The sequence below is a fragment of the Rhodococcus sp. 27YEA6 genome, from assembly GCF_044908235.1.
GTDB classification, from domain to species: Bacteria; Actinomycetota; Actinomycetes; order Mycobacteriales; family Mycobacteriaceae; genus Rhodococcus_F; species Rhodococcus_F qingshengii.
In genome coordinates this window covers 1-13,490 of sequence record NZ_JBIYCY010000001.1, presented here as the reverse complement: position 1 = coordinate 13,490, position 13,490 = coordinate 1, and the positions used below count along the sequence as shown (strand labels likewise).

At 62.1% G+C, this 13,490-nt stretch carries 13 protein-coding genes; 7 read left to right on the top strand and 6 right to left on the bottom strand.

Annotated features, from left to right (window positions below):
• Nucleotides 1–30: 30 nt before the first annotated feature.
• The 6 genes from ABH939_RS00065 to ABH939_RS00040 all read left to right on the top strand — a co-directional run bounded on the left by ABH939_RS00065 (nucleotide 31) and on the right by ABH939_RS00040 (nucleotide 5,213).
• Nucleotides 31–702: a methylamine dehydrogenase light chain gene (locus ABH939_RS00065; protein ID WP_029256402.1), complete on the top strand. Its 672-nt coding sequence runs from the start codon at nucleotides 31–33 to the stop codon at nucleotides 700–702.
• Nucleotides 699–2,018 carry a hypothetical protein gene (locus ABH939_RS00060; RefSeq protein ID WP_042447108.1) on the top strand — a complete coding sequence of 440 codons (1,320 nt, stop codon included), beginning with the start codon at nucleotides 699–701 and terminating at the stop codon, nucleotides 2,016–2,018. Before ABH939_RS00065 ends, ABH939_RS00060 begins: the two co-directional genes overlap by 4 nt.
• The gene (locus ABH939_RS00055) at nucleotides 2,015–3,604 is read left to right on the top strand and encodes a multicopper oxidase family protein (protein WP_047271941.1); all 1,590 of its coding nucleotides are present in this window, start codon (nucleotides 2,015–2,017) and stop codon (nucleotides 3,602–3,604) included. Before ABH939_RS00060 ends, ABH939_RS00055 begins: the two co-directional genes overlap by 4 nt.
• Before the next feature lie 27 nt (nucleotides 3,605–3,631).
• A complete protein-coding gene (locus tag ABH939_RS00050; protein ID WP_003940240.1) occupies nucleotides 3,632–3,979 on the top strand; it encodes a plastocyanin/azurin family copper-binding protein in 348 nt (115 codons plus the stop codon).
• Nucleotides 3,979–4,302: a cupredoxin domain-containing protein gene (locus tag ABH939_RS00045; protein ID WP_080712742.1), complete on the top strand. Its 324-nt coding sequence runs from the start codon at nucleotides 3,979–3,981 to the stop codon at nucleotides 4,300–4,302. Before ABH939_RS00050 ends, ABH939_RS00045 begins: the two co-directional genes overlap by 1 nt.
• A 74-nt stretch (nucleotides 4,303–4,376) precedes the next feature.
• Nucleotides 4,377–5,213, top strand: a complete 837-nt coding sequence (locus ABH939_RS00040; RefSeq protein WP_063315619.1) for a hypothetical protein — start codon at nucleotides 4,377–4,379, stop codon at nucleotides 5,211–5,213.
• A gap of 94 nt (nucleotides 5,214–5,307) precedes the next feature.
• On the opposite strand, the gene ABH939_RS00035 is transcribed toward ABH939_RS00040, so the two are convergent.
• The 6 genes from ABH939_RS00035 to ABH939_RS00010 are packed head-to-tail and all read right to left on the bottom strand — an operon-like array spanning nucleotide 5,308 to nucleotide 12,500.
• Entirely contained in the window at nucleotides 5,308–5,997 is a 690-nt protein-coding gene (locus ABH939_RS00035; protein WP_404649157.1) for a vancomycin high temperature exclusion protein, read from the bottom strand.
• A 25-nt stretch (nucleotides 5,998–6,022) separates the two neighbouring features.
• A complete protein-coding gene (locus ABH939_RS00030; RefSeq protein ID WP_404649156.1) occupies nucleotides 6,023–7,756 on the bottom strand; it encodes an ABC transporter ATP-binding protein in 1,734 nt (577 codons plus the stop codon).
• Entirely contained in the window at nucleotides 7,753–9,567 is a 1,815-nt protein-coding gene (locus ABH939_RS00025; protein ID WP_404649155.1) for an ABC transporter ATP-binding protein, read from the bottom strand. Before ABH939_RS00025 ends, ABH939_RS00030 begins: the two co-directional genes overlap by 4 nt.
• Complete coding sequence (locus tag ABH939_RS00020; RefSeq protein WP_234551222.1) at nucleotides 9,564–9,911, bottom strand: cupredoxin domain-containing protein; 348 nt, start codon at nucleotides 9,909–9,911, stop codon at nucleotides 9,564–9,566. The genes ABH939_RS00025 and ABH939_RS00020 overlap by 4 nt, the downstream gene beginning before the upstream one ends.
• 10 nt (nucleotides 9,912–9,921) lie before the next feature.
• Entirely contained in the window at nucleotides 9,922–11,484 is a 1,563-nt protein-coding gene (locus ABH939_RS00015; protein WP_404649154.1) for a multicopper oxidase family protein, read from the bottom strand.
• Entirely contained in the window at nucleotides 11,481–12,500 is a 1,020-nt protein-coding gene (locus ABH939_RS00010; RefSeq protein ID WP_234551220.1) for an ABC transporter substrate-binding protein, read from the bottom strand. The genes ABH939_RS00015 and ABH939_RS00010 overlap by 4 nt, the downstream gene beginning before the upstream one ends.
• A 146-nt stretch (nucleotides 12,501–12,646) precedes the next feature.
• On the opposite strand from ABH939_RS00010, the gene ABH939_RS00005 reads away from it, so the two are divergent.
• On the top strand, nucleotides 12,647–13,378 hold the full coding sequence (locus ABH939_RS00005) for a TetR/AcrR family transcriptional regulator (protein ID WP_234551219.1): 732 nt from the start codon (nucleotides 12,647–12,649) through the stop codon (nucleotides 13,376–13,378).
• Nucleotides 13,379–13,490 lie beyond the last annotated feature (112 nt).

Below are 13,490 nucleotides of genomic sequence, written 5' to 3'. Positions count from 1 at the left end.
TTGGACGACAATGAATTCCCGCAGCACAACATGACGGAGAATCGATATCCCGTCGACGAGGCGACAGTTCAGGCCCAGGCCGAATGGATGGCGGGCCAGGGCGGTTCGCTCACCAGTCGAACCGGACGCAAACTCTCCGAACGCGTTTCGCGGCGGTCCATGATCAGCCGGATCGGCAAGTGGACCATGGGTGTGTCAGGAGTGGCACTGATCAGCACACTTCCTGTGACACGTAGTGCCTTCGCCCAAGAGCCCGAGGTTCCTGCGCCGGCACCTGGCCCCGAACCTCTTGTCCCTGTCTACGACGGTAAAGATCCGGCCGAGTGCGAGTACTGGCGCTGGTGCAACATGGACGGAACGTCCTGTGCCGCATGCAACGGCGGCGGTGTCACCACCTGCGCCCCCGGCAGCAAGCCCGGCGCAGAGTTCTGGGTCGGATGCTGCACCAACCCTGATACCGGCAAGACCTATCTGATCGCCTACTACGACTGCTGCGGTGCACCTTCGTGTTCCAACGCATTCTGCGGCGAACCGGACATGCAGGCCGTGATGTACAACCCGGTCTCCGGAAGCTACGACCAGGAAATCATCTGGTGTGTCTCCGACGAGTCTCAGGCATACACCTGCACGATGGCGCCCATCATCGGTGAGGACTGCCAGACTCGACCGGCCGAGCGCCCCAAGGTCGGTGCCGGATCATGAGCAGTTCGCGAACCCGAAAACTGGCGCGCCCCGCCGTTGCCGTCATCCCACTCACCGTCGTACTCGCGCTGGCCGGTTGCAGTTCGTCCGACAACGACGAACCTTCCAGCGCAGGTGATGTCACCTATCCGACAGTTCCGTTTACTGCTCCGGGCGAGGGGATCTCCCTCGGTCACGACGACCAGGAAATCGGCGACACCATTCCCGAGCCGTTGCACGTCGGTTCGATCACCCCGATCGCAGCTGACCGCTTGCTGGGCGTCGAAGGTGGATTCGGCCAACTCGAGCTCAGCGTCAACGTCATCGATCCGAAAACCGGTGTGGCCGAGAGCCGGATCACCGTCGGCCCAGGTATCTGGGATCCGGTCATTCACGGATTCGTCGGGGATTCCGCCGAGGATCCTGCGGTACTCGCTGCCGAGGTGTGGCGCCCCCGAGGTTCCCGCGGCGCAGCAGATTTCACGGTCAGCACTTACTCCGGAAACCTGCTGGAACCAGCCGAGGTCATGCTTCCGGACGTCGCACGCGTACATTCACGTCCCGGCTCGAACGCCGTGACCTCCGACGGTAAGTTCTTCGTCACGTGGGACGACGGTTTGTACGGCATCAGGGTGGTCGACCTCGAGAAGAAGGAAGCGACCGGTGCACTCCAGATAGTCGGCTGCGGTCCGTTCACGTGGATGGTCGATCACGAACTGTACAGCGTCTGCGAGGACACCCGGGAACTGCTGCACGTCACGATCGGTGACGACGGAGTTCCGAAGGAAACCGCCCGAAGCAAGGTCCTACCCGAGGATTTTGTCTCCACCCGCAAGGTCACGTGGGCCTCGGAAGCACAAAAAGCCTTGCTGGTCAGTGAGAACGGCGATGTGTACGTCTTCGACTTCTCCAACGGACTGCCTCAGGAAGGTGTCAAGCCGATCGGAAACGCCGGGCAGGACTCCGGTCGATTCTCGGAGAACGTCATCAACGCCGACGCAACCCGGCTCGCAATCGCGTACACGGACACGGCGATTCATCCGGACTCTGCTCGGGGAGGCTCACTGGTCAAGATCGACTTGTCCGATGCAACGACCTTCGCCCCGGTGAAGAGCTTGACGCTTGCAGACCTCGGCTTGACAGACATCAAGAGCATGACCTTTTCCGTCGACGGCGCCACGTTCTACGTGCTCGGTTCGGGACCTGAGGTCGAAGGCTCCGCTCCGCAGAAGATCGTGGGTTACAACGCGAGCACCGGCGAGCAGGTCAGTTCCGTCGATGTCTCGGGCAACGTCGGGGATGTCAGCGGGTTGATCACACCAGAAGTACTCCGATGAGTCGTCCCGGATCCGGTGTGGTGATGGGCCGGCGCCGCTTCCTGAGTTTGGGAGCACTCGGCGCCGGAGCACTCGGGCTCGGCGCAATGGGGACGATTGCCGGATGCAGTTCCACTGCAGCATCTCCGACGCCGACGACCGATCTCGACTACATCCTGCCCACCGACCCGGAAGTTGCCGCCGCAGAATCGGCGCGAGCCTGGAACGGGACCACCGCTGCGTTTGCCCTTGCCGCCGGATTCTCGACGGTAGATCTTGGCGGACGCCTCGTGGACACGTGGACGTACGGAGGCGCTGCGGTGGCTCCGGAACTTCGCCTGAAGTCCGGTGACCGGGTGAACGTCAGCGTCCAGAACGGCCTCGACGCCGAAACAACACTGCATTGGCACGGAATTCGAATCCGCAACGACATGGATGGCGCGGCACCCACCACGCAGGCTCCCATCGGCGCCGGTTCGAGTTTCGAGTACAACTTCATCGCACCGGATCCGGGAACGTACTGGTACCACTCGCACAGCGGATTACAAGCCGATCGGGGGCTGTTCGGCGCCTTGATCGTCGAGAACCCGAACGACATCACCGGGGCCGACATCGATGCCGTTCTGGTGCTCGACGACTGGCTCGACGGATTGGGTACCACACCGGATTCCGTCCTGATGGCCCTGAACCCGGCAATTTCGGGCGGGCACGGCGGACACGGCGGTGGGGCAACAACTCCGGCGGAACACTCGGAAGCCGACATGTCCGTCGCGCAACAGTTGGTGAGCGGCGGACACGGTTCTTCCGAACCACTCGGCGGGATGACTCAACACATCGCGTATCCACTGCACTTGATCAACGGGCGGCCACCCAACGATCCTGCTGTCGTGACTGCAGCGCCCGGTTCGACCCTGCGACTGCGAATCATCAACGCAGCCGCCGAAACTCCGTACCGGTTTGCTGTGGCCGGTCACGAGATGACAATTGTCGCTACCGATGGCTACGACGTGGAACCAACTCCCGCCGACACCATCATCGTCGGAATGGCGCAGCGCTACGACGTGCTGGTGACGGTGAAGTCGGGAACATGGCCGGTGGTGGCGAAGGTCGAGGGCCGAGATGGTTATGCGTCGACCGTCCTACGCAGCACCGACGCGTTGGCGCTGGCGAACCCGGATGTCGGCGGAAACCTCTCGGAACTGGCCGGCCGACTGGTCACCGAAAGCGAACTCCGGCCCACGGAATCCGCACGGCTCGAGACGAAATCGCCTGATCGCGACTACCGCATCGAGTTGATCCAGGCCGGCGATCGGTACGTCTGGGGAATGGCGGGGGCCGATGCAGGCAAGCTCGTCATGAAACAGGGCGAACGGGTCCGGATCACGATGAAGAACGCGTCCACGATGTGGCACCCCATGCACACCCACGGCCACACGTTTGCGGTACCGGATTACGGCGGACTTCGCCGCGACACCGTCAACGTCCTACCCGGCACCGAGCTTGCCATCGAGTTCGACGCCGACAATCCCGGCGAGTGGATGTTCCACTGCCACAACGCCTACCACTTCGAGGCCGGCATGACGGCAAATCTGCGTTACGTCCGCTGACAAGTCGAAGAATGGAGAGAACACCTCATGAAGAAACTCGTTCCCGCTTTCCTGGCCGCGTGCGCTGCCCTGAGCCTCACCGCCTGCAGTAGTGATGCCGGTGCGTCGTCGGACGAACCTGCAGTCGTGATCGAGGTGAAGAACATGGCGTACACACCGGCATCGGTCACCATCGAGAAGGGACAGACCGTCGAATGGAAGTTCGACGACAGCGGACTCCCCCACGACGTGGTCGGCAACGGTGATCTCGACGGGAAACTGAAGAGCGAGTTGCTCACCGAGGGAACCTTCTCGTACACGTTCGACGACGCCGGAACCTTCACCTACCACTGCACGCCCCACCCGATGATGGTGGGCACCGTGATCGTTCAATAGTGAGGAGGTGGATCGCCGGCTTCGGCCTCGCCGTCGCGGCGACGTGTGTCCCAGCTTGCGGCACAGAAGATCCCGTCCCCGACGTGGTGGTCGAGATCAGCAATGTTCAGTTCAGTCCGATGGACGTCACCGTGGAGCACGGCGGCACCGTCGAGTGGCGCTTCGACGACGGCGGACTCCTGCATCACGTGGAATCACCCGGCCTGTTCGACAGCGGTATCACCGGAGACGGAACGTTCCGGCACACGTTCGAGAGCGTCGGCGTCTACGAATATTCGTGCTCCGTCCACCCGTACATGATCGGAGTCATCACAGTGCTGTGAACTCTGGCTCATCACTTTTCGCTGCGACTTCGGCTCGACACTTTTCCTGAACCACAAACACTTCGGAGGATCTGATGACTACTGTTCTCTCACACGGCCCACTGCAGACCGACGTCCCTGACATCCGGCCGACCCTTCAAGGATCGGTCGGCACCGCGACCCGTGTCAGCCTCGTCGCGGCGGGCGCCGCTGCGGGTGCCGGCCTCGCACTCGTGGCCACGCCATCTGCGACAACAGCTTTGACCACAGCTGTTATCGGCGCCGGACTGGTTACGTCGCTGGCCGCGAACTGGTCGACCTGCGGAATGTCCGTCGCCGGAGTTGTTGCCGCGCCGAAGCAAGTCGATCGGAAGGGATCCTCGACTCCCGTCCGCCGACTCGGCTGGCACGCTCTGGGTTCGGTCACGACGGGAGGCGTCACCGGGGCATTGATCGGCGCTCTCGGTGCGGCGATGTCCGGGTACGTGCCGGTCGGCTGGGCGCTGGGCGTCTGGGCCGTCGTCGCGGTTGCATACGGGCTGCACGAGTTGGGCGCGGTGAGCATGCCGACTCCGATGCGGCGCCAACAGCTTCCGCGCCATCTGCGCCGCACGATGGCGCCCTGGAAGGTCTCGCTGATCTTCGGCGCGATCATCGGTCCGGGATTTCTGATCTTCATCCGCTCGAGTGCGTACTACCTCCTGGCACTCGGCGTCATGGCTTCGGGTTCACCGGCTCTCGGGGCGGCGCTGTTCACAGTCGTATCCCTTGGCCGCTGCATGCCCAGCCTCGCGGCAATCGTGCACACCAAGCGCGGTGGCTCGATGCCGGGATTCCTCTCGATCATGTGCGTCGTGGACCGTCGCGTGCAGAGCGTCACCGGCGCGGCATTGATCGCACTGGGAGCATTCGCCGCCGCAGCACTGATCTGACTCTCGACCGAGCACCCTTCACCTCGAGTGAACACACGCTCCGACTCTCCGGAGCGTGTGTTCACTCGACAGAAACCGTGCGCACTCACCCCCGTCAGGGAATCGACAGCGCCACCTGGACCGAGTCCTCCGACGGCGACGTCACCTTTGCGTCCCGACTCCACAGCATGTCCAGCGCTGCCTTGGGCTTGGCAAGAACCCACTCCCGGGCGGCGTTCTTGATCAGCGTCGGAGTTGCGCACCCGCAATCGCTGTTCACACCGTCTGCGTCGATGCCGACGTCTCGGCACAGCGCCACAGCGCGGGGCACGTGATACCCCTGAGTGACGATCAACGCCCTGGTCACCCCATACGTATGTATGGCCCGGAAGCAGGTGTCATAGGTGTCGAGGCCGTACGGATCCCCCACGATGCGACGCTCATCTATTCCCTGCTCCAACAGGTAGTTCGTCATCGCCGCGATCTCGTCACCCGAGCCGCCGTTCGCGTCGCCGGAGACGAGGACCGCTTTAGCCTTTCCCGCTTCCACCAGTTCGACTGCTGCGTCCAGCCGCCCTTTCAGGAAAGCCATCGGCTTACCGTTCTTGATCTGCGCGCCCAGCACGATCACTACCGGAGCATCGGGAGCATCGGCGGCGTCCGACGTATGGCCGGCCGACGCCACGGAAATCCACACGATCGAGCCTGCGTAGACAACCGCTCCGAGCACCGCAATGCCTGCGACCCAACGAGGCCACCGGCGCTTGCGCGGCGGTTTCACTGGATCTGCAGCGGCTTCGTCCATTCGTCGATCAAACCACACGGTTTCTTCACCGCTTAGGCGCTCGGTCGATCCTCCATCCCTCCGCGCCACTGCGCTCGGCCCACAAATCCGAGTACTTCCCACCTCGCGCGATCAGGTCTTCGTGGGAGCCGACCTCCTCCACCCCACCGTCTTCGAGGTAGACGATGCGATCTGCTCCCTGAATAGTCGACAGGCGATGAGCGATGATCACCACCGTTCGACCACGGGCCAATCGGTGAATTGCCTCGGTGATGGCGACTTCGTTCTCTCCGTCGAGGGCGGAAGTCGCTTCGTCGAGAAGAACAATCGGAGTGTCCTTGAGGAATGCCCGCGCAATCGAGACCCGCTGACGTTCACCGCCGGACAGCAGTGATCCGCCTTCACCTACCCTGGTCTCCTCACCGCTCGGCAAACGGTCGATCACTTCGCCTAGCCTGGAATCCACCACTGCTTGACGGACCTCCGACTCGGTGGCATCCGGTCTCGCCAACCGAACGTTCTCCAGGATGGTTCCGTCGAACAGGTAAACCTGCTGTGAGACAGTCGATATCCGAGACATCAATGCTCTCGTTCCGATGTCGCGAACATCGGCTCCCCCGATGGATACCGCACCTTCGTCGACGTCCCAGAATCTGGAGATCAGCCGAACCAGAGTTGTCTTTCCGGAACCGGAAGGACCGACCAGAGCAGTGACCGAGCAATCCGGGAATTCGAGGCTCACGTTACGAATCACGCGATCCGGGCCGTAGCCGAAGGAGACCGAATCGAACCGAATATCATACGAAGTAGGCTCTTTCGGCACCTCAGGTTCCGCCAGCACCGGTACATCGATCATCTCTCGGACAGATCCGAGCGACACCCGGGCCAGTGAGATACCTTCACCGAATCCTGCGAGCATCTGCATCGGCTCCACGAACCTCACGGCCAACACGAGAACAACGATCACGCTTGCTGTGTCGATGAACCCGGTGGTGACCAGCAGTGCCGCCAGAACCAGGACGGTGAGAAAGGCAACCTGAACGACGATCATGAAGCGCAGCAGATACTTGTCGACCGATCCGATTTCCTGCAGGTGTGCGTCCCGGTTGGACACAAGAGCTTCGTCCAACCGAGTCCAGCCTTCGCCGCTCTTACCGGCCGAACGTAGAACTTGCTGCGCCTGTGCATATTCGACGACGCGCGATGCCAACTCGGATTCGCTCTTGCCGATCGCCTCGTATTCGGGAACAACCGCACGCTGCACGTTGCGGTAAGCCCGAATCCCCAGTGGAACGAAGACGACCATCGCGAGAGACAGTCGCCAGTCCACAAACAACACAGCGATCGCCACTGTCGCTGGAGTCACCGTGACGGTGACGAGTTGCGCGATGATCATTCCCGGGATGCTCATCAAGATAGCCGTGCCCTCGGTGACCAGGTGAGTGAACGCTTCACGGTTTGCCTTGCTGAACCACCCGAGCGGAACCTGCACCAAGTGCTCACCGAGGCGATGCATGATTCCACCGGCAAAACCCTCGATTCCGATGCGGTACGCCCGATTCTCGGCGATCCACCGTACGGCGCCACAGGCCACCGCCACGAGAGCAGCCGTGACAACCCACGGCACTGCGGCGTCGTAATCGCCGCGAACCACCGCTTTCAGGATCGGAATCATCAGTGCAAAGACGACACCCTCGAGTATCCCAGCGAGCGTGAAACCTGCTATCTGACCTCGCATCCCATTGCCGCGCCCGAGGATTTCGTCCAGGTCTCGAATCATTGCAGCGCCTTTCGCGGAGATATGTCTTCGACGAGGGGGTTCTGGAGCGCCCACATCCGCGCGTAGGTTCCGCCGAGCGCCGACAACTGTTCGTGCGTACCCTTTTCCACGATCCGTCCGGCGTCGAGAACGAGTATCTGATCTGCATATCGGACGGTGTGCAGTCGATGAGCGATCACCATCAGGGTGCCGCCGTCCGCACTGATCTCACCCAGTGCGCGTTGAACGGCCGATTCACTGTGGGGATCGGCCTGCGAAGTCGCCTCGTCCAGGATGACGATCGGCGGGTTCTGAAGGATGGCGCGGGCGATCGTCAGGCGTTGCTTCTCCCCACCCGACAGCTCACCGCCCGAACCACCACCGATCTCGGTGTCGTACCCGTCCGGCAGTCGCATGATCACGTCGTGAATCTGCGCCCGCCTCGCCGCTGTCTCCACTTCCAGATCCGTTGCATCCGGTCGACCGAGCCGAATATTCTCGCGCACGCTGTCCCGCAGGAGCACAACATCTTGGAAGACGATGGCCATCGATCTCAAGACTTCGCGACTGGACTGATCTCGTAAATCGCTTCCGCCCAGTCGAATAGACCCGTCCGTGACGTCCCAGAACCGCGGAAGTAGACGCGCCAAAGTGGTCTTTCCGGAGCCGGAGGGGCCAACGATCGCGGTCACGGTGCCCGGTTGCATCTCGAAGGAGATGTTCTCGAGGACGCGCTGCCCAATGGTGTATTCGAAGCCGACGCTGTCGAATTCGACCAAAGTGCTGCGAGCAGGCACTGCATCCTGAGGTTCGGCCAGTTCTGGTTCGCCGAGGATGCTCTCGACGTGAGTCGCTCCCAGTTGGCCTTCGCGGTAGAGGTTGGCCATCGTTCCCATGTGCAGAACCGACGACGGAACACCGATTCCGACGACCAGAAAGGCAACAAGAGCTACCGGGGTAATCCACCCCCCGGACAACATTGCAGTTCCCGTCGCCGTGATGACCACGATGAGTACCGCCGGTGAGAGGAGGATCGACATCGCGACCACCGGCCTTCCCATCCCCGACATCCATCGCACGCACACCGCAACCATCGAATCGACAGCGCTCGAGTAGCGCGCGAATGCGCGACTCCCACTCCCGTACGTCTTGACAACCTCGATACCGTCGCCCAGTTCTACTGTCGCAGAGGTCAATGTCGACATTGCAAGATTCCAGGAGTCGACGTTCGTTCGATAGGCTCTGCGCATCGACGGCGCGGCGAGAGCGAGACACACTCCGATGTAGCCGACCAGGACCAGGCTGAACTTCCAGTCCATCGCCACCAGATAGATCAGGGCCACTATCGGCGACAGGATCGCTGGTACCACGTCGGCGGGAAGGTGAGCGACGAGAAGATGCATCCGCTTCACGTCGTCCGTCATCGCCTGCTTCACTTCACCGGTGCCACCATTTGCAAACCACCCCAGAGGAACTCGGGACAGATGCCGAGCGATACGCGAGCGGATCGAGTATTTGAAATGCGCGTCGGCGGTGTGACAGACGGTCAGTGCTGCGTTGTAGACGACAAAACCGAGAATTGTGCCCGCTGCACCGATTGCGGCCCACATCCAGACCAGGTTCAACGACGAGCCGGTCAGGAGCACCCGCGCGATCTCGACCACCGCAACGTAGGGCAGGAATCGCAACGGCACCGACAGTGCCGACAGACCCGCCCCTAGGAGGAGTTGATTTCTCACCGGCGCGATCATCCTGCCCAAAGCGTCTCGGTCGACGAGTCCAGGCGAGCCTTCCGGGGCTGCGGACTCGTTCACTTTCATTGCCGCACTCACTCTTCGACGATGATCGTGCCGGTCATGTTCGGATGTGGTGTGCACGTGTAGGTGAACGTTCCGGCTTTGTCGAAGGTCTGACTGTAGGTTCCGCTTCCTTGGAGATCGCTCTTGATCCCCAACTCGGCGAACACGACATCGTGCGGCATTCCCTGGTCCTCGAAAATCCACGTGACGGTCTGTCCTGTGTGCACGGTGACGGAGTTCGGTGTGTACGCAAGGTTTTTCACCGAGATCTCGACCGGCGCTTGCTCGGTAGATCCCGCCGAATCGTTGCCGCACGACGTCAGTGTGAACACCGCTGCAACAGCGATCAATGTGGTCAATCCGGTGCGAACTGACATTCTGCTCTCCTCATCGAACGTAGTGGAGGTCGGCAGTCATCCCGGCCTCGAAGTGGTACGCGTTGTGACAGTGAAACATCCACCGTCCTGGATTGTCGGCGTCGAAGTCGATCGCCATTTGTGTACGCGGAAGTACGATCACAGTGTCTCGGCGAAGCCCGCCGTAGGAGGGAACCGAGAAGGTGTGCCCATGGGTATGCATCGGGTGCCACATGTCGGTGTCGTTGTTCATGACGATTCGTATTCGCTCGCCCTGCTTCATTCTCAACCGACCTGCATCGGCGCCCGCCATTCCCCAGACGTATCGATCGCCGGCCTGAATGAGATTTACCGAATACGCACGATCCGGTGCCCTCTGCTCCAGCGCTCCTGACGGGCGAAGCTCCGATTCCAGAACGAGCCGACCGCCGGAACCTGACAGCACTGCAGGCGAAGTCAGGTCGACGACCGCTACCGAATCCGGCGTCCGAAGCAGGCACGCGACGCCACCTGACTTCCCTTCCACCTTCGCGGCGATGGGCCACGAGCCGGACTGCACCGTCACCAATACGTCGTATCGCTGCGCGGGTGCGATCAGAATCTCGTCTCCGGCTGTGTAGGCAACGTCCTGCCCGTCAGCACTGACAACGGTCATCTCGTGCCCGGCGACCGAGAAACGGTACGGAGTCTCCGCCCCGGCATTGATCACCCGCAATCGAAGCCGAGTTCCGGCCGTCGCACTGACGACGAAGGGATCTTCCACAGGCCGTCCGTTGATCAGGTGCAGTGGATACGTGATGTGCGTTGCCATTCCACCGAGCGCCTCGGAATTACCGTGACCGCTGGCGAGAAGTTCTGCGGCAGAATCAATCTCTGCATCATCGACTTCCGGTGGAGCTCCGCCGTGCCCGTGGTGTCCTCCCTGCACGTCCGGTGACAATGCGCGAAGCACTGCATCCGGGGTTGTTCCCAGCCCGTCGAGCCAGTCGTCGATCACGATGACGACGTCCTCGTCGGCTCCGGTCCGGTCGCTCGGGTCCTCGACCACGAGTGCACCGAATAGCCCTCGATCGGCCTGCAATCCTGAATGGGAGTGGTACCAATATGTTCCGTGATCCGGGGCCACGAAGTCGTAGGTGAACTCGGCACCTGGTTGGATTCGTTCCTGGGTGACCGGCGGGACGCCGTCCATGTCGTTGCGGATCGCAATGCCGTGCCAGTGCACCGAGGTCTCCGTCGGAAGGTCGTTCTGCAAAAGAACGTTGAGCCGGTCTCCCTTGGAGATTCGAAGCTCCGGGCCAACTGCTTCCGCACCGTACGACCATGTGTCGACCTCTCTGGCGCCCAGACTCACCCGAGCCGGTGCAGCTGTCAGATTCCGTTCGACTGTGCGCCCGCCATGAAATCTCGCCTGTTCGGCAGAACGAACTTCGTCGTCGAACGGTGAAATCTCAGAACTGGATTCGTTCGCCGAACCACGGCTGCACGCACTCAATGCCACAGAACCCAAAGCCGCAGAACCCACAGCCGCAGAGCCGAGCGTCACCGCTCCCCATCGCAGAGCCAGGCGCCGACTCAACGCACTCGAACTCATGCCGTCAGCGCCGTGAATTCCTGATAGCGCGTCGCGGCAACAGCTTCGGTTCCGGTGCCGGTCAGATTGCCGGCAGCCATGGCATCCATGTCCTCGATCATCCAAAAGGTGGCGAAGGGATGAGTGGCAAGCCACATGTCTCCGTTGACCTTGGCCACTCGGTTCTCCTGCACCGCTGAAAGACTCGAGAATCCGGGAACACCGGCAACCTTGCCGAACTCGTACACGCCCTCGTCGAACACGGCTATGATCCGAGCATCCTGCGCCGGGATCGCCTCGTCGGACAGGGGCGCATACGGCAGTCCTCCAGCCGCATTCGCTCGCTGGGATTCCGGACGCCCGAAGCCGCTCTCCGCCAACAGCAACGACGGCGGCGCCTGCTCGGTGGTGGTGGCAAGGATTCCAGAACTGCTCATCAGCACCGACACGGTGTTCGCTTCACCACCGGACCGAGCAGAGACGTCAGCGATCTTGCCCTCCAAGGCGACGGTCAGCTTGTCGGCAACCGACTGACGATCAAAAGCGCGTCCGAAGAAGGCAAGATTCTCACGCCACGGAGTGGTGACGGCCGGGACCGGCACTGTGGGGACGGTCGATGCGAGGGAGTCGTAGTAGCTCCGATCGCCCATCGACGTGAAGATGACCAGTCCGGGATCCTGGGCGAGGACCTGCTCGATCGGGGGTGCACCGAGCGGCGGCACCGTGACCACCTCGGTACCCGCTGACGCCAAGATGTCCTGGCCGATCTCCGATCCCCACGACGTGAAGACCACGTCAGGGGTGATGCCGACGGCAAGGAGACCGAGTGCGGCGTATTCGTCGAGGGAAACAATTCGCCCGAGGTCGCCTGGAACCGACGTCTCACCGAATTCATGGGACACAACACGCGTTCCCTCGGCAGGTTGCGTCGGTCCCGCCTCACTCGAGCTACAGGCGGCCGCAGTCAGGGCGACGACACTGACCAGCAGCGAAGCACCCAGCCTCGATAGGTAACCGGGTCGCGTTTTCAACTTCATGGTGTCCTTCAGCTTCGAAAAATCGGGGGGTTCGCATAAATCCGAGCACTGCTCGGATTTGGCAAGTAAACCTCACCTAAGTTCATCCGTCAATCGCTTGCGTCGACTACGCACACCGATCCGACGCCGCTAAGCTCGGTCGGACCATGACTGCGCCATCACCTGACAAGAAGTCCGCCGCGACATCAGAGCGCCGCCGGAGTTACAACACCGGGATCACTGCGGACGCAGTGGTGACCGTGGCGTTCGGGCTCAGTCGCGAGCACGGAGTCGAGGGCTGGTCGCTGCGGCAGCTGCTCGGCGAACTCGATACGTCGTTCTCCGTCGTCTATCGACTCGTCGGAGATCGGGACGCACTCTCGGCTGCGGTGGTCGACAGTGCGGTGTCGGCCGTGAACGTGCCATCCGCACAGGAAGATTGGCGTCGATGGCTGACACATCTGCTCTTGCAGATGCGAGAGGCGTTGATCGAGTGTCCAGGCGCGGCGCAGTGGCTGCTGATGAACGGAGTTGCCACCCAGCGCAGCCGGGAACTCATGGAGGCAGGATTGGCATCGCTGATCGACGCCGGGTTCGGGGAAGAAGCCGCTCAGGCTTACACCGTCGCCGTCACCTCGACAATCACACTGATCGCCATGAACGACGCCAGGCGCATTCCCAGCGGACAGCCTTCACCCGATCACAGCGCAATGCTGGAACGACTGAGTAACGACGGACCCTCAGATCCTCGTTCATCGATGGAGACACTGATCGGGAAGTTCGCCGGTCCACCGGATGCTGCGGAAGCAACACGGGCAGAACACTATCGCTACACACTCGACCGTGTCCTCGACGGCCTCGAGGCGCGGCTGTACGCAATCAAGGAGTCACAGAAATGACCCCGGGGTGGGGGGGGGGGGGGGGGGGGGGGGGGGCGCGGGGGGGGGGGGGGGGGGGGCGGGGGGGGGGGCCGTTTAGGAGGGGCTGGCGGGGGCCAGGTGGGTGAGTGGT

Excerpts from the sequence above, each read along its gene's own strand:
- ABH939_RS00040 (WP_063315619.1), top strand. The coding sequence starts at position 4,377 with ATGACTACTGTTCTCTCACACGGCCCACTGCAGACCGACGTCCCTGAC.
- ABH939_RS00030 (WP_404649156.1), bottom strand. The coding sequence starts at position 7,756 with ATGATTCGAGACCTGGACGAAATCCTCGGGCGCGGCAATGGGATGCGA.
- ABH939_RS00010 (WP_234551220.1), bottom strand. The coding sequence starts at position 12,500 with ATGAAGTTGAAAACGCGACCCGGTTACCTATCGAGGCTGGGTGCTTCG.
- ABH939_RS00065 (WP_029256402.1), top strand. The coding sequence starts at position 31 with ATGACGGAGAATCGATATCCCGTCGACGAGGCGACAGTTCAGGCCCAG.
- ABH939_RS00015 (WP_404649154.1), bottom strand. The coding sequence starts at position 11,484 with ATGAGTTCGAGTGCGTTGAGTCGGCGCCTGGCTCTGCGATGGGGAGCG.
- ABH939_RS00035 (WP_404649157.1), bottom strand. The coding sequence starts at position 5,997 with ATGGACGAAGCCGCTGCAGATCCAGTGAAACCGCCGCGCAAGCGCCGG.
- ABH939_RS00055 (WP_047271941.1), top strand. The coding sequence starts at position 2,015 with ATGAGTCGTCCCGGATCCGGTGTGGTGATGGGCCGGCGCCGCTTCCTG.
- ABH939_RS00050 (WP_003940240.1), top strand. The coding sequence starts at position 3,632 with ATGAAGAAACTCGTTCCCGCTTTCCTGGCCGCGTGCGCTGCCCTGAGC.
- ABH939_RS00005 (WP_234551219.1), top strand. The coding sequence starts at position 12,647 with ATGACTGCGCCATCACCTGACAAGAAGTCCGCCGCGACATCAGAGCGC.
- ABH939_RS00020 (WP_234551222.1), bottom strand. The coding sequence starts at position 9,911 with ATGTCAGTTCGCACCGGATTGACCACATTGATCGCTGTTGCAGCGGTG.
- ABH939_RS00060 (WP_042447108.1), top strand. The coding sequence starts at position 699 with ATGAGCAGTTCGCGAACCCGAAAACTGGCGCGCCCCGCCGTTGCCGTC.